The sequence below is a fragment of the Bacillus sp. 5w2 genome (assembly GCF_054353775.1).
The window spans coordinates 77,765-99,290 of the sequence record NZ_JBTIWT010000005.1 but is presented as its reverse complement, the minus strand read 5'-3'; the positions used below and the strand labels follow the sequence as shown (position 1 = coordinate 99,290).

The window sequence follows — 21,526 nt, the reverse complement described above, 5'->3', positions numbered from 1 at the left end:
TGCTAGTTAATGCAGGGTAGATAATATACATATCGTATATGAAGTTATTGAACATTATATAAGTGGAGGCTGAAGTATATGAAGGGGGTTATTTTAGCTGGAGGAAAAGGAAGACGCCTTAGACCATTAACATGTAATACTCCAAAACCGATGTTGCCGTTATTAGAAAAGCCAGTTTTGGAATACAATATTGAATTATTACGTCAGCATGGTATTCGTGAAATTGCAATTACTGTTCAGTATATGAGTACGTCCATTAAGCAATATTTTGGTGACGGCAGTAAATGGGGAGTTAACTTGTACTATTTTGAAGACTCTCCTCCGCTTGGAACAGCAGGGAGTATTAAACAAGCGGAAAAGTTTTTAGATGAAACATTTGTTGTCATAAGCGGGGATGCGTTAACTGACTTTCAATTATCAGAAGGAATTACGTTTCATGAACAAAAGAAAAGAATGGTAACTATGTTTGTGAAGGAAGTAGAAAACCCTCTTTCATTCGGTTTAGTTGTAATGAACAAAGAACAAGAGGTTACACGATATATAGAAAAACCGAGCTGGAATGAGGTAGTCTCTAATATTGTGAATACAGGTATTTATATTATGGAGCCAGAAATCTTTTCTTACATACCGCCCCAAGAATTTTTTGATTTCAGTCAAGATGTGTTTCCTTTATTGGCAAATAAGAACGCATTATTTGCATATTTGTCAAAAGGTTATTGGTTAGATATCGGTACATTTGATCAATATCGACAAGCACAATTTGATTTGTTAACGAAAAAATTGCAAGTACCTATTCCTTATACGGAAGTATTGCCGATGGTATGGATGGGGGAAGGTGTGACGATTGGAAAAGGAACGAAGATTCACGGCCCTTCTTTTATTGGAGAAGGAGCAAAGATTGGTGCTGGAGCTGTAATTGAGCCGTACTCTATTATTGGGAAAAATAGTATTGTTTCAAATTATTCTCATCTTCAAAAAAGTATTGTTTTTGCAAATGCACACATTGGGCAGTATTGCGAGCTATTAGAAACGACAATAGGAGAGCATACAATGGTGGAAGATGACGTTACACTGTTTCAAAAAAGCATTGTAGCGGATCATTGTCATATAGGGAAAAGTACGGTAATTAAGCAAAAGGGAAAACTATGGCCATATAAGGCAATTGACAGCTATTCGGTAGTAGGATCGGCTGGTGTACAAGAAAGTGAAAAGAGTGCAGGATGGTTGCAAAAAAGCCGCATTGTAGGAAGAGGTAATGTTGAGATTACTCCTCAATTTATTGTAAAGGTTGCGATGGCGTACGGATCTCTTTTTGCCAAAGGAGAAAGTATATTAATCGGGAGTCAAGAACATATAGAAACGACTTCTTATAAAAATCTTTTTCTTCATGCGATTCATGGTATCGGGATTCATACGATGGAATGTAAAGAAATGAACGAATCGCTTTTTCAGTACAGTATTCAGGATTTACAATGTGCAGGTGGGGTTTTCATTCAAGTGGAAAATGAAAAAGAGGTTGTTATAAAGTTGTATGGTAAGGATGGGGTACAATTAACGTATAAGCAACAAAAAGCGATAGAACAAGTATATATGTCTGAGTCGTTTTATTACGTATGTGAGAAAGAAATGGGACGGAATAAGCTAGTCCACGTTTCTTTACATGATTATATAGAGGTTGTATTGGAGCGTATTGATATTGAAAAAATACAAAAACAGAAGTTTCATCTTCTTATTAATAAGAGAAATGATATGTTACAACATTTACTTATGCACTTTTTGCAAAGGCTTGGATGCACGGTTACGTGGATTTATGCGGGCGAACAAAAGGATCATGTGAAAGCATTGATGAAATCAAGCAAAGCAAATATGGCGCTTATGTTTTCAGAGCAAGGAAATTATTTCGAGTTATATGATAATCATAGTAATATTTACCAGGGAACAGATTTTGAAGAAGTAGATATTCCGGATTTATTACTTGAATCGGCAGGAAATATCTACCCGATGTCTTTGAAATTAGGAGAATGTTACCTTCTATTTTATACGCAGGATGAAAAAAAGTCGTTTCAAGCGAGATGGAAGCGAGATATTTTATATCGAATTGGGAAATTATTTGAGCTAATAGCATTGCAGGGAAAGACATTTCTCAGCATAGTAGAGCAATCACCTCCGCTCTATCTACTTTGTGATGAAGTGGTATGTTCATGGAATGAAAAAGGGAAAGTAATGAGGAAATTATTAGCTGATATGGAAAGAAAAGAAGAAGGTATATTTGAAGGCGTACAGTTCAAATATACGGAAAAAGAGTGGTCTTATATCGTTTCTGACACAAAACAACCGAAATTTTTAGTGTATTCGCATGCTAGAAACCCAGTAATAGCAAGGGAAAACATGAAAAATCTTATAGAAAAAATTAGACAATATCAAAAGGTGTAGAATTTTTATTTTAAAAGTGGTATTATAGTATAGTCTGATTTAAGTTATTAGTACTGGAGGGAAATAAGAATGCGTGTGAATATTACTCTAGCATGTACAGAATGCGGAGATCGTAACTATATCTCAAAGAAAAACAAACGTAACAACGCTGAGCGTATCGAGCTTAAAAAGTATTGCAAGCGTGACAAGAAGTCTACGTTACACCGTGAAACAAAGTAAGCAGTAGGAATATTTTCCTACTGTTTCTTTTTTTATTCGATTCCTCTGTTAAAAGTGATACACTATCATCGTAGAGCAAAGTATCACTGTGAGGGGGAAAATGTGTGAGAGAAGAGAAACTACGTTTACGTAAACAAATAATAGAGCACATGAATTCTTTATCAGAAGAACGATATACAACTTTATCAGAGCAAATTGCATTTTCGTTGTATGCGCAAAAAGAGTGGGCTGAAGCTAAAACAATTGGAATCACTCTCTCAATGGAAAATGAAGTGAATACATATCCTATTATCGAAAAAGCTTGGGAAGAGGGAAAGAAAGTTGTTGTTCCGAAGTGTAATAAAGGAACACGAACAATGTCCTTCCGGCACATTAGTAATTTTGATCAATTAGAAACAGTGTATATGAATTTACGTGAACCAATTCCAGCGCTTACGGAAGAAGTGAATGCAGATGAAATTGATCTTCAAATCGTGCCAGGCGTAGCTTATACAGAGCGAGGAGAGCGGATTGGATATGGCGGTGGCTATTATGATCGTTATCTCGTGCATTATAAAGGGAAAACGCTATCATTAGCTTATAGTTTTCAAATGGTAAAGCATATTCCTGTAGAGCCGTTTGATAAAAATGTAGAAAAAATTATTACAGAAAAAGGAACAATGGTTAAAAATGGGCTTGTATAGACAAATAAAAATTGACGAGACTTTTTCTTCTTGATTATAATAAAATATGTGAACGTTTTCTTATTATAGTTTTTTATAGTAAGTGAGCATAGAGGGTGATGAAATGGTATCTATTTATGATATTCAGCAATTGCTAAAGAAATTTGGTACGATTATTTATACGGGAGATCGAATTGCAGATTTACAATTAATGCAAGATGAATTGCGTGAATTAAATCAATCACAGCTAATCGATCCACAAGACTATCAAACAGCTTTATTTTTATTGAAGCAAGAAATTCAAAAAGAGCTAAATAAGAATTAGATAAAGGTAGGTAAGCAACATGGAAGAGAAATGGTTAGTTGGTGTTGACCTTGGTGGTACAACGATTAAATTAGCATTTATTAATGTGTACGGTGAAATTTTACATAAGTGGGAAATCCCTACGAATACAAATGAGCAAGGAAAACATATTACGCTTGATGTAGCGAAAGCGATTGATAAAAAGTTAGAAGAGTTAGGTGAATTAAAAAGTAAGTTAATTGGTATTGGTATGGGAGCTCCTGGTCCTGTACACGTGGCGTCTGGAATGATATATGAAGCTGTTAACTTAGGATGGAAAAACTATCCGTTAAAAGATTTATTAGAAGTAGAAACAGGATTACCTGTTGTTATTGATAATGATGCAAACTTAGCAGCACTTGGTGAAATGTGGAAAGGTGCTGGTGAAGGAGCAAAAGATTTAATTTGTATGACACTTGGCACTGGTGTTGGTGGCGGTGTAATTGCCAATGGTGAGATTGTACACGGCGTAAGCGGTGCTGCTGGTGAGATTGGACACATTACAGTAGTTACAGAGAATGCTTTTCCATGTAATTGCGGGAAGTCTGGTTGCCTAGAAACTGTAGCATCTGCAACGGGTATTGTACGTGTTGCTATGCAAAAAATACAAGAGACTGATAAAGAGAGTATGCTACGTTCTATGTTAGCAGAAGAAGGGCGTATTACATCAAAAGACGTATTTGAAGCACATGGACAAGGTGATGAACTAGCAGGCGAAGTAGTAGAAAAAGTAGCTTCTTATTTAGGATTAGCTGTAGCGAACCTTTCTAGCACGTTGAACCCAGAGAAAATTGTTATTGGTGGCGGCGTTTCTAAAGCTGGAGATGCACTATTAGAACCAATTCAACGTTATTTCGAGCAATATGCTTTCTCACGTGCTGTAAAGAGCACGAAGCTAGCTATTGCAACACTTGGTAATGACGCAGGTGTTATCGGAGGAGCTTGGCTTGTAAAAAAGCACAAATACGAAGTGAAGATGATATAAGTTATGAACTATGAAAAGAGGAAGGGGAAACCCTTCCTCTTTTTGTGTGAAATCTTGATGAAGAATAACATGTAAATGAATTAAGCTGCCGGTGGGTACCCGTTATATAGAACAGTCATGATCGTAAACCATCCGAAAACGAGTACAGTTGCAATTGCAAAGCCGCTCGCGAAAAAGTTCTTTTCACGAAGTGTTCTAAGCGTAGCAAATACAGCTAACAGAGTGACAAGCGTAAAAATAATAACAAGGCCCATACAATATCCTCCTCTGTCTACCCATTCCTTAATATGAGTTTTTGGAATATTTACTCTTTTATATTGTACATGTTTTAAAAATGATTGTCGAGATAGCATCCTTTCTTTTCCTAAGAGAAAAAAATGTTGTATCATTGAAAGTAAGTTTAATAATTGGAGGAGATTTTCATATGAAATGGACACAAATGCCGTTAGGCCCATTACAAACGAATGCTTATATTTTAACGAATGATCAAAATGAGTGTATTATCTTTGACCCTGGTCACGAAGGAGAGAAGCTCGTTACATATTTACAAGAAGCGCAGTTAAAGCCACTAGCTGTTTTATTAACCCATGCTCACTTTGATCATATTGGTGCTGTTGACGCGGTAAGAGACGCTTTCCATATTCCTGTGTACGTACATAAAGAAGAAGAAGATTGGTTAGGCGATGCAACTGTAAATGGCTCTCAAATTTTTATGATGAATCGCAGCATTACAGCAAAACCAGCAGATCATATTATTGATGCAGAAGGTACATTAGCAATTGGTTCATTTAATTTTGAGGTTTTTGAGACGCCAGGACATTCTCCAGGCAGTATTTCTTATTATTGTAAAGAGGCGAATGCTGTATTTTCTGGAGATGTATTGTTCCAAATGAGTATCGGAAGAACTGATTTACCTGGTGGGAGCTTTGCTGAATTAATTGGAAGTATTGAAGAAAAATTATTTGTATTACCTGATGAAACAGCAGTGCTATGTGGACATGGTCCAGAAACAAGCATTGGTTTTGAAAAAGAAAATAATCCATTTTTACAGTAAGGAGTCATTATGGGGATGGAGCTTATTTTAAAAGAATGGATGGCGAAAGAGAAGGATTATTCAATTTCATATAGTACGTATATGAACCTCGTATTGTATACAGAGGGACATGGTTATTATATGAAGGAACGTGAGAAAATTGGAAGACAAGGGGATTTTTTTACAAGTAGTAACGTATCCTCTGTTTTTGCAAAAACATTTGCTAAGTTTTTTATTCGTCTTGTTGAAAATGGTGAAGTTGCTCCGAATATTTGTGAGATTGGTGGGGGAACAGGAAAGTTTGCCTATGATGTTTTACAAGAATGGAAGCAATTGTCTCCAGAAACCTTTATTGATTTAAACTATTCATTGATTGAAATGAGCCCTTTTCATAGAAAATTACAGCAGAAAAATCTTTGTTCGTTTTCTAATGTGGCATATTATACGTCGCATAGTGAAATGGGGGAATCATTCGAAGGAATTCTTTTTTCGAATGAGTTATTTGATGCATTTCCTGTTGAAGTAATTCAGAAGAGAAATGGAATATTGTATGAAGTACGTGTTACATACACAGAAGAGGGGAAACTTGCAGAAGTATGTAGACCGTTACATAAAAGCATCGGTCGATACTTATTGAAATATAATATTCACCTTGTTGAAGGTCAGCGTTTTGAAGTGTCGATTGCGATGGAAGAATATATAAAAGAAATTGCGAAATGGTTTCAACGAGGTGTATGTATTACAGTTGATTATGGATACACAAAAGAAGAATGGATGCATCCTGCACATCAAGAAGGAAGCTTACGAGGGTATTATGAGCATAAGTTAATCCGTAATCCTTTAGCACATCCAGGTGAAATGGATCTTACTACTCATATTCATTGGGACGAACTAAAAGAGATGTTTAGCCTGCAAGGTATGCAGACAGTATGGCATAAGAAGCAAGCTGAGTTTTTGTTAGCAGCAGGAATATTAGATCAGCTTACCGATCATCAGGATAGGAATCCTTTTTCTGAAACTCAAAAACAAAATCGTGCAGTTCGTTCGATGATTTTGAGCGGAGGATTAGGGAGTGCATTTGATGTTGTTATACATACGAAACATATGCAACAGTTACACTTAGATCGGTATTTGAAACTATAAAAAAACAAGACACAGCATATTTCTGTGTCTTGTTTTTTAATACGACTTATGTAGCATCATATATTTCCTCTCATGATATATATTTATATTAAAGATATGAGATGAAAAATATAAAATACGTCCTTTTTTCTCTGTTTATGAGTCCCTAACCTAATAATACGCGAACGAGTTGAATAATTGTCTCGTTTTCTACTTTGTAATAGATTTCCAATCCTTTTCTTTCACTTGAAACGATTTTAGCGCTTTTTAACTTTGCTAAATGCTGTGAAATTGTAGATTGTGGCATGTTTAAGCCAGTGTACATTGTAGAAACATTGCTTGGACCACGTTCAATTAATCCTTTTACAATACATAAGCGAACAGGATGAGCAAGTACTTTCAATAATTCTGCATTGCTTTCATATAGTTCAATTTCTTTTTGAAAGGTTTCTAACATGTTCTTTTCCACCTCCGTGTGAGCTGTTATACCATACTATACATACCAAAAAATCAAAGAAAAGAAAACAGTTGTTGCAGAAAAAAAGTCCTAAAGTAAAGAAATTGTAAGAAAAGAGACCCTGATGTAAATAAAGTAGATGATTTAGCACGGTTTTGTAAAATGACATTTTTGGGTGAAAATTTAGATGCGTTTTAAAAATTGAAAGATATAGATATATTTGTAACACAATCTTACCATGATTTTCTTATTCTTTCAAATGAATATACAAAATTTTTAAAATAATATGACAAAGGAATTATAATGATATATATAGAATATAAAACAGGTTAAAAGAAAAGAAGCTGAATGTAATCAGCTCCTTTATGGTGAAAATGAAATGTTTGAGTATAGCTGATAAATCTTAGAATTGCCAAGTCATTAGTTATGTATTCTAGCATTCATCGTTCATCAACTTTAAAAATCTACGGTTCCATATATTCTCATAAAAATCAATTGTCTCTTTTGCGGACATAAATGGATTATGTAACGTAGAGGTTGTTTTCTGTACCATGAAGTTTTCGTATCCTAGTCCATGGGCAAATTTAATTGTAGCATCCATGCAGTACTCTGTTTGGGCACCACAAAACTCAATACGATGTACAGATAATTGATCTAAAATCTCTTTTAAGTTTGTTTTATAAAATGAATTGGCATGTGTTTTTCTTACAAAAAAATCTTGTTCTTGAACATCTAAATCAGCATGAATAGCCCAAAGTTCTTTTTCGGGTACTAAATCATCATCGCAATGTTGAACGAAAAGAATTGGTTTATTTGTTTTTCTGTATGAAGAAATTCTTTTATTTACTTTTGTAAGTAAATTTTGTAAATCAAATAAATGCTCTTCGCTATAACATACTCCATTTTGTAAATCGATAACGATTAAAACATCTGCACAAGTATCCATTATTTTTGCCCCTTTTTTACTTCTTAATATATCAATTAATTCATTACTTGGAAATAGATGGTGCTCTGTCGTTTTTTATGAACTATACGAAAAGTGAAAAATATACTTAACAGCATAAAAAAGAAGATATGATAACTTAATTTCATATCTTCTATTCTCTCTATGCATTTACAGGTTCTTCTACATAAGAAAGGGCATTTTCAAAATCGGATATTAAATCGTCAACATTTTCAAGGCCGACGGATAACCGAAGTAATGAATTAGAAATCCCTCTTTCATCACGAGCTTCTTGTGACAATGCTGCATGTGACATTTTAGCTGGGTAGGAAAGAATCGATTCGACAGCACCTAAACTAACCGCAAAGACAGGTAATTTTACTTTTGATAGAAATTGGCGGAGTGCGTCTTCTGATTGTAAAGTGAAAGATAGGACAGCTCCGGCTGATGTAGCTTGAGATTGTTGAATATTAAATCCAAGATGTGATTGTAAGCCAGGATAATAGACATTTTGAACTTTAGCGTGCTCTTGTAAATAGTGTGCAATTTTATTGGCGTTTGCAGCTGAATGCTCAAGACGTACATGCAATGTTTTTAGACCACGAAGCACGAGAGAACAATCTTGAGGGCCTAAAATAGCGCCGAATGCATTTTGTAAAAATCCAAGTTTTTGAGCGAGTTCGGCATCTTTTACAACCGCTAATCCGGCAGTAACATCACTATGACCAGCAATGAATTTTGTGGCACTATGAAGAACGACATCGGCGCCAAGGTCAAGTGGCTTCTGGAATAGTGGTGTCAAAAATGTATTATCAACAAAAGTAAGGGCGTCAATAGATTTTGCAAGTTTAGAAACAGCACGAATATCTGTCACTTTTAAAAGCGGATTAGAGGGTGTTTCCACATAAAAGAGTTTTGTATTTGGCTTAATGTTTTGCTTTATTTCTTCTAAATTAGTCATATCAATAAATGTATGGGAAACACCGTAACGGGAGAGAACTTCAGTTATAATTCGATAAGTGCCTCCGTATACGTCTTCTGAAATGAGTACGTGATCACCTTGTGAAAGAAGGAGGAATGCAGTAGAAATCGCTGCAATCCCTGATGCGAAGGCAAATCCTTTTGTTCCGCCTTCTAATAAAGCAATGATATCTTCAAGAGCTTCACGAGTTGGATTACCAGATCGGCTATAGTCATATTTTCCGAACGTATCTACATCAAACTGGTGGAATGTTGATGTATTATAGATGGGAACGTTAACAGCTCCTGTTTGCGAGTCATGTTTATATTGGTTGTGCAGTAAGAGTGTATCTATAGAATAACTCATATTCTTACACCTTCTTTTACAAGTTTAATGGCTTGCTGTAAGTCTTGAATTAAATCGTTACTATTTTCAATGCCAACGGAAAATCGCAGAAGACGATTACATACACCGTTTGCTGTTCTGATTTCTTCAGGAATATCAGCGTGTGTTTGCGTTGCTGGATATGTCATTAAACTTTCAACACCACCAAGACTTTCAGCGAATGTAATTAAGGATAAAGATTGTAAGAATGGATTGATCCATGTTTCATCTTTCAGACGAAATGAGATCATGCCGCCTCTTCCAGGATAAAATACATCTGTCACCCCGTCTTCATCATTTAAATAAGCGACAACTGCTTTTGCATTTTCTTCATGTTGTCTCATACGAAGCGCTAACGTTTTCATACCACGAATTAATAGCCATGAGTCAAATGGGCTTAAGACCGCACCAGAGGCATTATGATAATGAGCGATTTCCTCACAAAGTTCCTTACCTTTTGCAACGACAAGTCCGCTTAGGACATCGTTATGTCCTCCTAAATATTTTGTTGCGCTATGAAGTACAATGTCAGCACCTTCTGTTAATGGTTGCTGTATATAAGGTGTGTAGAATGTGTTGTCTACAATAAGAAGTAGTCCGTGTCTTTTCGCTACAGTTGCGACAGCGGCAATATCAGTAACTTGCATTAATGGATTAGTCGGAGTTTCTATGAAAATAGCCTTTGTTTCAATTGTGATAGACTGCTCAATTTGTTTAATAGATTGTGTATTTACGTATCTACATCGAACGTTCCACTTTTTTTCGTGCTCAGAAAATAATCGATAAGTGCCCCCGTATAAATCTTCGGATACAATAAGTTCATCTCCGGAACGGAATAGGGAAAGGACAAGGAGAACAGCTGCCATCCCTGAACTACAGGCATAACCTTGTTCACCGTATTCTAAATCTGCGATTGCCTGTTCTAAAAGGCCGCGAGTTGGATTGCCAGTTCGTGAGTAGTCAAAGCCAGTAGATTTGCCAATTCCTTCATGACGATAAGCAGTTGAGAAATAAACAGGTGGATTAACAGTTCCTGTTGTAGTTTCGCTCCGGTTTCCGATTTGTGCTAGTTTTGTTTCGATAGTTGACATGTGAAAATTCCTCCCTTTTAAATTAACAATTAAGTGAATGTAAAATAAAAAAAGCCTTCTAAGAAGAAGGCTTTCGGTTTGAATAGAGTCTTCTTCTCATCTGTCAAATCTTTCACAATTTGCTGGAATTAGCACCTTATTAACAAATGTTAATGGTTGCTGAGGCGTCGTAGGGCCAGTCCCTCTACCTCTCTAGATAAGAATGTTCGTATGAAATTTTATTATGTTTTTAACTTTACAACAAAAGATAATTGAATTGCAACTTTATTTTAAATAATTTTTATTTTTCCGCAAGTGTCATTGACTTTTGCATTTGTGCGTGCTAAATTTATTAAAAAATTAGCAAACATTGTTAAAAGGGGAACGCATTTCCTTTTAGCTACATAAATAAAATAATAAAGACAACTCTTATTGAGAGCGGTGGAGGGAAAGGCCCTGTGAAACCCGGCAACCTTCAAACGAAATGTTTGAAACGGTGCTAATACCTGCAAAACGAATGTTTTGCATAATAAGAGGAGGAACGATTATGTCCCCCTCTTCAAAGTGAAGAGGGGGTTTTTATATTGATAGAAATGAGGGAGATTTGTGAAATTACTAGATTTATTGTCAAAAGGAATTGTAATAGGTGACGGTGCGGTTGGGACGTTATTACATTCACATGGTTTGCAAAGTAGTTTTGAAGAATTGAATATATCTGATCCAGATTTAATTATATCGATTCATAAGCAATATGTAGCTGCTGGGGCAGATGTGATTCAAACAAATACGTACGGAGCAAATGAAGCAAAATTACGTATGTATGGTTTAGAAAATCAAGTTACTGAAATTAATAGAGCGGCAGTAAAACTGGCGAAAGCATCTGTTACCGACAAAAATGCAATTTTAGGAACAATTGGCGGTATGAAACATATCGGAGCTGTTACGACAACTGATATGGAGCGAGAATTTATGTTGTTGGAACAGGCAAGTGCATTATTAGAAGAACAGGTTGATGGACTGCTATTAGAGACTTTCTATGATGAGTTTGAATTACTTCATGCTGTTCAGGTGTTACGAAAGCAAACGAATATTCCAATTGTAGCTCAATTAGCGTTACATGAGGCAGGTACGACTCAAAATGGAAATGATGTAAATGAAATATTAAAACAGCTATTAGATTACGGTGCAAATGTTGTTGGATTGAACTGCCAACTAGGGCCACTTCATATGACGGAAGCTTTTAAAATGATATCGATTCCTCAAAATGGCTACTTGTCAGCATATCCAAATGCAGGTCTTCCAAATTATGTGGAGGGACGTTACGTATATGAAGGAAGTCCGGCTTATTTCGAAGCGATGACACCGAAATTTATTGAGCAAGGTATTCGGTTATTGGGTGGTTGTTGTGGCACGACTCCAGAACATATTGAAAGTATGAAACGTGCTACTCTAAATGTTACGCCTGTAATAGAAAAGGATACGATTCAAAGACCAAAAGTAGTTCATACACATGAGAAACGTTCAAAAGCTCATGTCACTTTAGCAGAGAAAGCAAAAAAACAAACGACAGTAGTAGTGGAATTAGATCCACCGAAAACGTTAGATACGCAGCGGTTTTTTGAAGGCGCAAGAGCATTGAAAAGAGCTGGAGCAGATGCTATTACTCTAGCAGATAATTCATTAGCATCGCCTCGCATCTCGAATATGGCAATGGGAGCATTATTAACGAAGCATGATATTCCAGTATTGACGCATTTAACGTGTAGAGATCATAACGTCATCGGACTACAATCTCATTTACTAGGCCTATCAGCGTTAGGTATGGAAGAAGTGTTAGCTTTAACTGGTGATCCAGCACGTGTTGGTGATTTTCCAGGTGCCACTTCTGTATATGATTTGTCCTCTATTGAGCTCATTAAAATGATTAAAGAAATGAATGATGGGCGCTCTATTTTAGGGAAATCAATAGGTCCAGCAACAAGATTTTCAGTGGGAGGTGCGTTTAACCCGCATGTAAGACATTTAAAAGCAGCGGTTAAGCGAATGGAACGGAAAATAGATGCTGGAGCAGAATATTTCTTAACTCAGCCGATTTACGATGTCGCGTTAATGGAAGAAGTGTATGAAGCGACAAAACATTTGGAACAACCGCTTTTTATTGGGATTATGCCATTAATAAGTAAACGGAATGCAGATTTTCTTCATTTTGAGGTGCCAGGAATTACGCTACCTGAAGAAATAAGGGAGAGAATGGATGGACATGAAACGAAAGAGGCAGCAATTGAGGAAGGAATTCGCATTTCACAAGAACTAATTGATGCGGCGATGAAATATTTTAACGGCATTTATCTTATTACACCATTTCTAAAATATGAAATTACAGAACACCTTGTTAAATATGTGAGAGAAAAGCAAGAAGTGAAAGAAGGTATTAATTGATGAAACGTATAGAAGAAAAATTACAAAATAACATCTTAATATTAGATGGTGCAATGGGGACAATGATCCAGCAAGAGGACTTAACTGCGGAAGATTTCGGAGGAGAAGAGTACGAAGGCTGTAATGAATATTTAGTAGAAACAAGGCCTGATGTCATTTTAAAGATTCATAAAGCTTATATTGAAGCTGGTGCGGATATTATTGAAACAAATACATTTGGGGCGACGAATATTGTATTAAATGATTATGAGTTGTCTCATTTAGATGAGGAACTAAATGAGAAAGCAGCACGTTTAGCAAAGCAAGCTGTTATAGAAAGCGGGAAGGAAGTATATGTTGCGGGAGCAATGGGGCCGACAACGAAAGCGATTAGTGTTACTGGTGGTGTGACGTTTGAAGAATTAATTGAAGCCTATACACGGCAGGCAAGAGGATTATTGAATGGAGAAGTTGATGTATTACTCGTTGAGACGAGTCAAGATATGCGTAATGTGAAGGCAGCTTATATTGGAATTCAAGCAGCTTTTGATGAACTAAATACAATTGTTCCTATTATGATTTCGGGAACGATTGAACCGATGGGAACGACTCTGGCTGGGCAAACAATTGAGGCTTTTTACTTATCGATAGAACATATGAAGCCGTTATCGGTTGGGTTAAACTGTGCGACTGGTCCGGAGTTTATGAGAGACCATATTCGTTCACTATCTGATTTATCGGAGTGTTACATTTCTTGTTATCCAAATGCAGGCCTTCCTGATGAAGATGGACATTATCATGAATCTCCATCTTCTCTCGCCGAAAAAGTGAAGCGATTTGCCGAAGAAGGATGGGTTAATATTATCGGTGGTTGTTGTGGCACAACACCAGAACATATAAAAGCAATGAAATCCGCGTTAGCGTCTCTGAAGCCGCGTGAACACCGTGAACGAGATGGACATGGTGTTAGTGGATTAGAGGCACTACAATATGATGATTCTATGAGGCCGTTATTTGTTGGAGAAAGAACAAACGTTATTGGATCACGTAAATTTAAACGATTAGTAGCAGAAGGGAAATTTGAAGAGGCTGCTGAAGTCGCAAGAGCGCAAGTGAAGAAAAATGCTCATATTATTGATATTTGTATGGCAGACCCGGACCGGGATGAAATAGAAGATATGGAAAATTTCTTGGCAGAAGTTACAAAAGTATTAAAAGTACCAATTATGATTGATTCAACAGATGAAAATGTGATGGAGAGAGCTCTTACTTATATTCAAGGAAAAGCTGTTATCAATTCAATTAATTTAGAAGATGGAGAAGAACGATTTAAAAAAGTGACACCTCTTCTCCAAAAATATGGTGCCGCTATTGTTGTAGGAACAATTGATGAAGAAGGTATGGCAGTAAGTGCGGAAAGAAAACTCGAAATTGCGAAAAGAAGTTATGAATTATTGACGACGAAATATGGTATACGCCCGTCAGATATTATTTTTGATGCACTTGTATTTCCTGTAGGTACAGGTGATGAAGAATATATTGGCTCGGCGGCAGCGACGATAGAAGGAATTCGCCTTATTAAAGAAGCATTACCAGAGTGTTTAACGATTTTAGGTGTAAGTAACATATCATTTGGTTTACCACCAGCTGGACGCGAAGTATTAAATTCCGTCTTTTTATATCATGCAACGAAAGCTGGATTAGATTACGCGATTGTGAATACTGAAAAATTAGAGCGCTATGCGTCAATTACGGAAGAAGAAAAACGTCTTGCAGATGCATTGCTTTTTGAAACGACGCAAGAGACGTTAGAAGAATTTACAAATTTTTATCGCGCGGCAAAAAAGAAAGATGTCGTTATCCAAGAAACATTAACTATTGATGAAAGGCTGGCAAATTACATTGTAGAAGGTACGAAACAAGGGCTACAAGAAGATTTAAGCCTCGCACTTACAGAAGGAAGAAAACCTTTGGATATTATTAATGGCCCACTTATGACAGGAATGGATGAGGTGGGAAGATTATTTAATAATAATGAGCTTATCGTTGCTGAAGTATTGCAAAGTGCTGAAAGTATGAAAGCTGCCGTAAGTTATTTAGAGACATATATGGAATCTAGCGATAGTGCGAAAAAAGGGAAAGTATTATTAGCAACTGTGAAAGGTGACGTACATGATATTGGGAAAAACCTCGTTGAAATTATTTTATCGAATAACGGATATGAGATTATTAATTTAGGAATCAATGTTCGCTCGGATCGAATTGTTCAAGAAGTACAAGAGAAGAAGCCTGACATAATTGGTCTTTCTGGTTTACTAGTAAAGTCAGCTCAACAAATGGTAACGACTGCTGAAGATTTACAAGCGGCAAATATTGATATTCCAATCGTTGTAGGCGGGGCAGCGTTAACGAGAAAGTTTACAGATAATCGTATTTCACCATCATATAAAGGACTCGTATGTTATGCGAGTGATGCGATGACGGGGCTCGATATTATTAATAAGCTACAAAAAGAAGAAGAGCGCGAGAAGATGAAACAAGATAAAAAAGAGCGTCATCTTCATATCGTAAAAAAAGAGGAGAAGAAAGTAGAAATTCCAGCAGTAATTGAGCCATTACCGAAGGCTGAGGTTATGATACCTGATTCAACAAAACGAATTGTATTACGAGATGTTCCAGTTGCGCATCTCGCTCCATTTTTAAATAGACAAATGCTACTTGGGCATCACCTTGGATTAAAAGGAAATGTGAAGAAGCTTTTGCAAGAGGGAGATAAAAGAGCACACGAATTAAATGATTTAATAGACGAATTATTGCAGGAAGGACAATCTTGGTTAAAACCGAAAGCAGTGTATCAGTTTTTCCCAGCGCAAAGCGACGGACAAAATATTGTAATATATGATCCAGAAGATCATACGCGTATGATAGAGCGTTTCACATTCCCAAGACAAGGAAAAGCACCATATCGTACTTTAGGTGATTATTTACGACCAATTGGAGATGAGATGGACTATGTTGCTTTCCTATCTGTTACGGTTGGGGAAGGCATTCGGGACATTGCTGAAGAGTGGAAAGCGAAGGGTGATTATTTACGCAGTCATGCCATTCAATCGTTAGCGCTTGAACTAGCAGAAGGACTCGCTGAAAAAACACATATGCTCATTCGTGATCGCTGGGGCATTCCAGATTCACCAGAACTGACGATGGAAGAACGTTTCCGTACGAAATATAGAGGGATACGCGTGTCCTTCGGTTATCCAGCATGTCCAGAACTTGCAGATCAAGAAAAGCTATTTCGCTTAATTCATCCAGAGGAAATAGGTATTTCATTAACGGAAGGATTTATGATGGAGCCAGAAGCATCTGTAACGGCTATGGTATTTTCTCACCCCGAGGCAAGATATTTTAGTGTATTATAATCTAGAAGGGGGAGACGTATGAAGAAAATAGTCTTTACAGGTGGCGGTTCGGCCGGACATGTAACACCTAATTTAGCCATCATTCCACATTTACAAGAACAGAATTGGGATATTTCTTATATTGGTTCTCATCAAGGAATTGAGAAAACGATTATAGAAAAGGAAGGCATTCCGTACTATAGTATCGCCAGCGGAAAGCTACGCCGTTATTTTGACTTGAAAAATATAAAAGATCCTTTTCTTGTAATGAAGGGTGTTATGGATGCGTATGTAAGGATTCGAAAACTAAAACCAGATGTAATTTTTTCAAAAGGTGGTTTCGTATCTGTACCAGTCGTAATTGGAGGGTGGCTAAATCGCGTACCAGTTTTATTACATGAATCCGATATGACGCCAGGACTAGCAAACAAAATTGCGCTCCGTTTTGCTTCGAAAATATTTGTTACATTTGAAGAAGCTGCGAAACATTTACCGAAAGAAAAAGTAATCTATACAGGATCTCCTGTACGTGAAGAAGTGCTAAGGGGAAATCGTGAAAAAGGTTTAGCGTTTTTAGGTTTTTCACGTAAAAAGCCAGTTATTACAATCATGGGAGGAAGTTTGGGCGCAAAGAAAATTAATGAAGCGGTTCGAGAAGCGTTACCAGAACTTCTGAAAAAGTATCAAATTGTTCATCTTTGCGGAAAAGGTAATCTTGATGAAAGTTTACAAAATAAAGAAGGATATAGACAATTTGAATATGTACATGGAGAACTACCAGACATATTGGCGATAACAGATTTTGTTATTTCACGTGCAGGGTCCAATGCCATTTTTGAGTTTTTAACATTGCAAAAGCCGATGGTTTTAATTCCGCTATCGAAATTTGCAAGTCGTGGAGATCAAATACTAAATGCAGAATCATTTGAAAGACAAGGATATGCCTCGGTATTGTATGAAGAAGATGTGACTGTGAATTCTCTTATAAAGCATGTTGAAGAGTTATCTCATAATAATGAGGCGTATAAAACCGCATTAAAAAAATATAATGGAAAAGAAGCGATTAAAACAATCATTCACCATATTTCAGAGGCATGATGAAACAATCATGTCTCTTTTAGTAGGTTGAAAGATTCCAAGAAACGGTGTTTTTATGTTACAATAAAGTGAAACTTTAATCAGTGGGAGGTTTACCCCCACTGATTATTAGTTGAACCAATCGGGCTTTAACGGGCAGTTAATCCCCCACCTAACTTCTTTGTTTTCGCTGAATGTTGAGGTGGGGGGTCTTACTGCCCTCAAATAGCGGGGTAACAAATGGTTAGTAGGGAAATTCCAAGTAATGAAGCGTGAAAATACGAATGGATTAGGAGTGACTGTGTTGGAGCTAAGTCTCTATGAAAATACTGCACTTATTATATGCTTTGTGTTGTACGTTGGTAGTGTTATTGTTTATATTTCAAGGAAATTTTCGCAAGAAAGAGAGCTTGAAAAATCAGAGATAACAGCTGAACTAGAAATGTTAGCTGATGAAAGTTATAAAAAGCAAAAAATAAAAGAAGATCATGAAGCATCCCATCATTTAAACGCAAATAAGTTTTAAAGATGGGGATTTTTTTTTGGATTCGTTTTTTATTATATTTAGCAAGTAACACTAAAACGGAGTTTCCCGTACATCAAGAAGGAGTGTATATAAATGAATTTTTATATCGCCTCGGGATTCAAAAATAAACACCTTGTACGTTCTATAGCAAATGAACTGAAACATGCAGGTTGGCATCATACATATGATTGGACAAGAAATGAAAGGGCAGTGAATCAAAAGCAATTAAGAGAAATTGGTCTGGCAGAAAAGAATGCTATTCAAGAAGCGGATGTCTTTTTACTTATATTAGATGGCGGAAACGGGAGCCATACAGAGTTTGGAATGGCGATTGCGCTAGAGAAAAAGATATATGTATATCATGAAAGAAACCCGCTTCAAACAACGTTCTATCACTTGCCAGAAATAAATATTTTTGAAGGAGATGCAGCTGGATTTGCATCTTATGTTATGAATCATGTGAAATAATAGTAACTACCTAAAAGGTTATAAAAGTGATCTTTTGGGTACAGTGATGATAAGAACCGTATATAAAGGAGTATATAATATGAAATTAGAAAATGGTTGGGAAACGAGTTTTTTAGAAGTTGTACAAAACAGTGAATTTAAGAAAGATGCAATTCTTAGTCAATTGCTTTTTGCGGATGGTGAAGAAGTAGAAGAGCTTGTTGATGATTACGGTTATGAAGAGATTATTGAACGCGAACATGATGATGAGTTAGCAGAAGTTTTAGGTGAAGAACTTTTCGATGAGATGGAACGACACGTATTCTTATCTTCAAAGCCAGAAAAAAAACTTATTTCATTCGTAAATGGATTAGGTTTTCATGTGTTAGATTGGATCGTTCTTCTTGAAACAGAATTTGGCATTGATAGTGCACACTTTACGTCGGACGCTGTGAAAATGTTAGAGAAACGCTTTAGACAATTTCCATACATAGAAGAGAAGACAGTTTTTGATATGACATTTGGAGAAGCAATAGATGCATTAGAATCTGTGACAGGATTACAACTGAAAGAAAAGATGAACGTATAATGTAAAAAAAGAACGTGAGGCTATCACGTTCTTTTTTTACATTATAATAATTTTGTCATTTAGTTTTGTTTGTCCGCTAAGAAGAGCGTTTAAATATTCCACTTTTCTTATACAGGCTTGTATATGTCTTTCAACCTCTTGTAACTCTGCTTGGTGATGCGTTTCAATCGGATGAATTTGTACGTTGAATTTTTCAAATTGACTACTATATGTTATTTCTGCATAGCCGCTCATAATATCGGTTTCGTTATGAAATAAAAATTGCTTCGTTTTGTCACAGAATGATACATCCTGAAAGCCATATACTTTTAATGCTTCAATTACTTTTTTAATCATTTTTGTATTCATTTTTTAACCCTCTTTACGAAGTTCTACTTTTATATTATAACATAAAAAATTACATAGAAAGCGCTTCCAAGTGTATTTTATTATAAACTTTACGTTTCAATCACAAAAATGAAACAAAGAAAAAATAATTGTAAAGAAGGAAGGACTCTTTTATTGTTTCGTCATATATATAGAGAAATAGTGCAATGAAAGGAAATTTTCCGAGGTGGAGATCGTATTTCCAATTTGAGCGCAGTAAAAGAGGTGAAAATCTTGAACTTTGATATTGTAGGACAAAAAGCATATATAAAAGATGGACCGCATCGGAACCGAATTGGAATTGTAAAGAACAGCGAGACAAAATTAGAATCGCAGTTTGCTATTGTAATTGGAGAACAAATCATTGATGTAGAGCTAAAGGATATCGTGCTAGTTGGAGTAGATGTAGGACAATTTCATAAATGGTGCGAACAAAATGGTTATTTGTGAGAAGGACGGGCTGTGAGATAATGAAATATATTTGAGAAAAGAGAATATGTTATTGTATTCTCTTTTTCTATGTGTAAGGGGATGAAGATGAAGTATAAAGAACAAGATTATACATAGTGTTTGAGACAATATGTTATGCCTTGTGTTTAAAAGATAAAGAAGATGGAAAGAAATGAAAAAGGACGCTAACATTTTTGTTAGCGCCCTTTTTTTATTATGAAGCAATTTCACCAGTTTTTGTATCATCTTGATTGTACGTATCTTGATCTAATTCACCAAGCCATTTACTAGAAATAAGACCTGCTGTCATAGAACCACTTACGTTAAGAGCTGTACGACCCATATCGATTAATGGTTCAACTGAGATAACAAGAGCGACAATGCCGATTGGTAAGTTCATTGTAGATAGTACGATTAACGCTGCGAATGTTGCACCACCACCAACACCGGCAACACCAAATGAGCTAATTGCAACGACAGCGATTAAAGTTAAAATAAATTGTGGTTGTAATGGATCAATTCCTACAGTTGGAGCGACCATCATTGCAAGCATTGCTGGATAAATACCTGCGCAACCGTTTTGTCCGATAGATACTCCAAATGATGCTGCGAAGTTTGCAATTCCTTCAGAAATACCAAGTTTTTCTTTTTGTGCTTCAATATTTAATGGCATTGCACCAGCGCTAGAGCGAGATGTGAATGCGAATGTTAATACAGGGAACACCTTTTTCAAATATTGAATTGGATTTAAACCAGATAGAGCAATTAATAATAAGTGAATAACGAACATTACGATAAGTGCCACGTAAGACGCTAACACGAAGTTACCGAGTTTTAAAATAGCATTTATATCGCTACCAGCAACTGTTTTTGCCATAAGAGCTAATACGCCGTATGGAGTAAGACGTAAAATTAATGTTACCATACGCATTACGATTGCATATACAGCATCAAGCATCTTCTTAAATAGTTCTGCTTGTTCTGGATATTTTCGTTTTACACCTATAAAGGCTATACCGATAAATGCTGCAAATATTACAACAGAAATTGTTGATGTTGGACGAGCGCCTGTTAAATCAAGAAACGGATTTGTAGGTAACAGCTCTAATAATTTATCTGGAATTGTAGTTTTCTCAATAGAAGTAAATCTTTCTTCAACTAACTTCAGACGAGCAGATTCTGCATCACCTTGTTGCAGGCCTGTTGCAGATACATCAAATCCTGCACTTGCAGCGATACCGACAGCTGCAGCGATTCCTGTAGTAAGAATTAAAATTCCGATAATAAGACCACTGATTTTACCAAGGTTTTTCGTTAACTGTAATTTTGTAAATGCTGAAATAATAGATACTAAAATAAGTGGCATAACGATCATTTGAAGTAATTTCACATAACCGTTACCGATTAAGCCAAACCAAGTATTTGATTCAATAATTACTTTAGAAGTTGGCTCATAAATAAATTGTAATATAAGACCGAATATAATTCCGACTCCTAAAGCAGTAAATACACGTTTATTAAAAGATACATGCTTACGTTGCATATAATATAATACGCCAACTAAGATGATCATGACTGCAACGTTAATTCCGACAAGCAGTGTATTCATGTTGATTCCCCCTAATTCCAATCTGTTATATAGA

The 21,526-nt window shown here is 36.1% G+C and carries 21 protein-coding genes and 2 riboswitches; of the genes, 14 read left to right on the top strand and 7 right to left on the bottom strand.

Annotated elements, in window-relative coordinates:
* Nucleotides 1-78: 78 nt before the first annotated feature.
* The 5 genes from ACXY7N_RS12315 to glcK all read left to right on the top strand — a co-directional run bounded on the left by ACXY7N_RS12315 (nt 79) and on the right by glcK (nt 4,642).
* The gene (locus ACXY7N_RS12315; protein ID WP_016135334.1) at nt 79-2,433 is read left to right on the top strand and encodes a sugar phosphate nucleotidyltransferase; all 2,355 of its coding nucleotides are present in this window, start codon (nt 79-81) and stop codon (nt 2,431-2,433) included.
* A 69-nt stretch (nt 2,434-2,502) separates the two neighbouring features.
* Complete coding sequence (rpmG, locus tag ACXY7N_RS12310) at nt 2,503-2,652, top strand: 50S ribosomal protein L33 (RefSeq protein ID WP_001265616.1); 150 nt, start codon at nt 2,503-2,505, stop codon at nt 2,650-2,652.
* A gap of 104 nt (nt 2,653-2,756) precedes the next feature.
* Complete coding sequence (locus ACXY7N_RS12305) at nt 2,757-3,335, top strand: 5-formyltetrahydrofolate cyclo-ligase (protein ID WP_016086271.1); 579 nt, start codon at nt 2,757-2,759, stop codon at nt 3,333-3,335.
* Nucleotides 3,336-3,438: 103 nt separating this feature from the next.
* Nucleotides 3,439-3,639, top strand: coding sequence for a YqgQ family protein (locus ACXY7N_RS12300; RefSeq protein WP_000253699.1), 201 nt, complete (start codon nt 3,439-3,441; stop codon nt 3,637-3,639).
* Nucleotides 3,640-3,658: 19 nt separating this feature from the next.
* Nucleotides 3,659-4,642, top strand: a complete 984-nt coding sequence (gene glcK / locus ACXY7N_RS12295; protein WP_016086272.1) for a glucokinase — start codon at nt 3,659-3,661, stop codon at nt 4,640-4,642.
* A gap of 80 nt (nt 4,643-4,722) precedes the next feature.
* Here the strand turns inward: glcK and ACXY7N_RS12290 are convergent, their stop codons facing one another.
* Nucleotides 4,723-4,896, bottom strand: a complete 174-nt coding sequence (locus ACXY7N_RS12290; protein WP_000524852.1) for a DUF2759 domain-containing protein — start codon at nt 4,894-4,896, stop codon at nt 4,723-4,725.
* 170 nt (nt 4,897-5,066) lie between these two features.
* Here ACXY7N_RS12290 and ACXY7N_RS12285 point away from each other — a divergent pair, with 170 nt between their 5' ends.
* Nucleotides 5,067-5,696: an MBL fold metallo-hydrolase gene (locus tag ACXY7N_RS12285; protein ID WP_016086274.1), complete on the top strand. Its 630-nt coding sequence runs from the start codon at nt 5,067-5,069 to the stop codon at nt 5,694-5,696.
* A gap of 9 nt (nt 5,697-5,705) precedes the next feature.
* Nucleotides 5,706-6,818 carry a class I SAM-dependent methyltransferase gene (locus ACXY7N_RS12280; protein ID WP_016086275.1) on the top strand — a complete coding sequence of 371 codons (1,113 nt, stop codon included), beginning with the start codon at nt 5,706-5,708 and terminating at the stop codon, nt 6,816-6,818.
* 145 nt (nt 6,819-6,963) lie between these two features.
* Here ACXY7N_RS12280 and ACXY7N_RS12275 read toward each other — a convergent pair whose 3' ends face one another.
* From ACXY7N_RS12275 to metI, 4 genes are all read right to left on the bottom strand, one after another.
* The gene (locus tag ACXY7N_RS12275; RefSeq protein ID WP_000894375.1) at nt 6,964-7,254 is read right to left on the bottom strand and encodes an ArsR/SmtB family transcription factor; all 291 of its coding nucleotides are present in this window, start codon (nt 7,252-7,254) and stop codon (nt 6,964-6,966) included.
* A gap of 433 nt (nt 7,255-7,687) precedes the next feature.
* Nucleotides 7,688-8,200: a cysteine hydrolase family protein gene (locus ACXY7N_RS12270; RefSeq protein WP_016086276.1), complete on the bottom strand. Its 513-nt coding sequence runs from the start codon at nt 8,198-8,200 to the stop codon at nt 7,688-7,690.
* A 160-nt stretch (nt 8,201-8,360) separates the two neighbouring features.
* The gene (gene metC / locus ACXY7N_RS12265; RefSeq protein ID WP_088084353.1) at nt 8,361-9,524 is read right to left on the bottom strand and encodes a cystathionine beta-lyase; all 1,164 of its coding nucleotides are present in this window, start codon (nt 9,522-9,524) and stop codon (nt 8,361-8,363) included.
* Nucleotides 9,521-10,633 (bottom strand): cystathionine gamma-synthase/O-acetylhomoserine thiolyase, encoded by a 1,113-nt coding sequence (metI, locus tag ACXY7N_RS12260; RefSeq protein WP_016086278.1) that lies wholly within the window; start codon nt 10,631-10,633, stop codon nt 9,521-9,523. Before metI ends, metC begins: the two co-directional genes overlap by 4 nt.
* A gap of 93 nt (nt 10,634-10,726) precedes the next feature.
* Nucleotides 10,727-10,836, bottom strand: a riboswitch (SAM riboswitch).
* 202 nt (nt 10,837-11,038) lie between these two features.
* Nucleotides 11,039-11,148, top strand: a riboswitch (SAM riboswitch).
* A 70-nt stretch (nt 11,149-11,218) separates the two neighbouring features.
* On the opposite strand from metI, the gene ACXY7N_RS12255 reads away from it, so the two are divergent.
* The 6 genes from ACXY7N_RS12255 (at nt 11,219) to ACXY7N_RS12230 (ending at nt 19,067) form a co-directional block, all read left to right on the top strand.
* Nucleotides 11,219-13,051 (top strand): bifunctional homocysteine S-methyltransferase/methylenetetrahydrofolate reductase, encoded by a 1,833-nt coding sequence (locus tag ACXY7N_RS12255; protein ID WP_016086279.1) that lies wholly within the window; start codon nt 11,219-11,221, stop codon nt 13,049-13,051.
* Nucleotides 13,051-16,449 carry a methionine synthase gene (metH, locus tag ACXY7N_RS12250; RefSeq protein ID WP_016086280.1) on the top strand — a complete coding sequence of 1,133 codons (3,399 nt, stop codon included), beginning with the start codon at nt 13,051-13,053 and terminating at the stop codon, nt 16,447-16,449. The genes ACXY7N_RS12255 and metH overlap by 1 nt, the downstream gene beginning before the upstream one ends.
* A gap of 18 nt (nt 16,450-16,467) precedes the next feature.
* On the top strand, nt 16,468-17,526 hold the full coding sequence (gene murG, locus ACXY7N_RS12245; RefSeq protein ID WP_016086281.1) for an undecaprenyldiphospho-muramoylpentapeptide beta-N-acetylglucosaminyltransferase: 1,059 nt from the start codon (nt 16,468-16,470) through the stop codon (nt 17,524-17,526).
* Nucleotides 17,527-17,770: 244 nt separating this feature from the next.
* The gene (locus ACXY7N_RS12240) at nt 17,771-18,031 is read left to right on the top strand and encodes a DUF3966 domain-containing protein (protein ID WP_000817964.1); all 261 of its coding nucleotides are present in this window, start codon (nt 17,771-17,773) and stop codon (nt 18,029-18,031) included.
* Nucleotides 18,032-18,124: 93 nt separating this feature from the next.
* Complete coding sequence (locus ACXY7N_RS12235) at nt 18,125-18,499, top strand: nucleoside 2-deoxyribosyltransferase (protein WP_016086282.1); 375 nt, start codon at nt 18,125-18,127, stop codon at nt 18,497-18,499.
* 79 nt (nt 18,500-18,578) lie between these two features.
* Nucleotides 18,579-19,067, top strand: a complete 489-nt coding sequence (locus ACXY7N_RS12230) for a hypothetical protein (RefSeq protein WP_016086283.1) — start codon at nt 18,579-18,581, stop codon at nt 19,065-19,067.
* Between the two features lie 36 nt (nt 19,068-19,103).
* Here the strand turns inward: ACXY7N_RS12230 and ACXY7N_RS12225 are convergent, their stop codons facing one another.
* Nucleotides 19,104-19,415: a hypothetical protein gene (locus ACXY7N_RS12225; RefSeq protein ID WP_016086284.1), complete on the bottom strand. Its 312-nt coding sequence runs from the start codon at nt 19,413-19,415 to the stop codon at nt 19,104-19,106.
* 252 nt (nt 19,416-19,667) lie between these two features.
* Here ACXY7N_RS12225 and ACXY7N_RS12220 point away from each other — a divergent pair, with 252 nt between their 5' ends.
* Entirely contained in the window at nt 19,668-19,883 is a 216-nt protein-coding gene (locus tag ACXY7N_RS12220) for a DUF3912 family protein (RefSeq protein WP_001008334.1), read from the top strand.
* A gap of 214 nt (nt 19,884-20,097) precedes the next feature.
* Here ACXY7N_RS12220 and ACXY7N_RS12215 read toward each other — a convergent pair whose 3' ends face one another.
* Nucleotides 20,098-21,492, bottom strand: coding sequence for an L-cystine transporter (locus ACXY7N_RS12215; RefSeq protein WP_016086285.1), 1,395 nt, complete (start codon nt 21,490-21,492; stop codon nt 20,098-20,100).
* Nucleotides 21,493-21,526 lie beyond the last annotated feature (34 nt).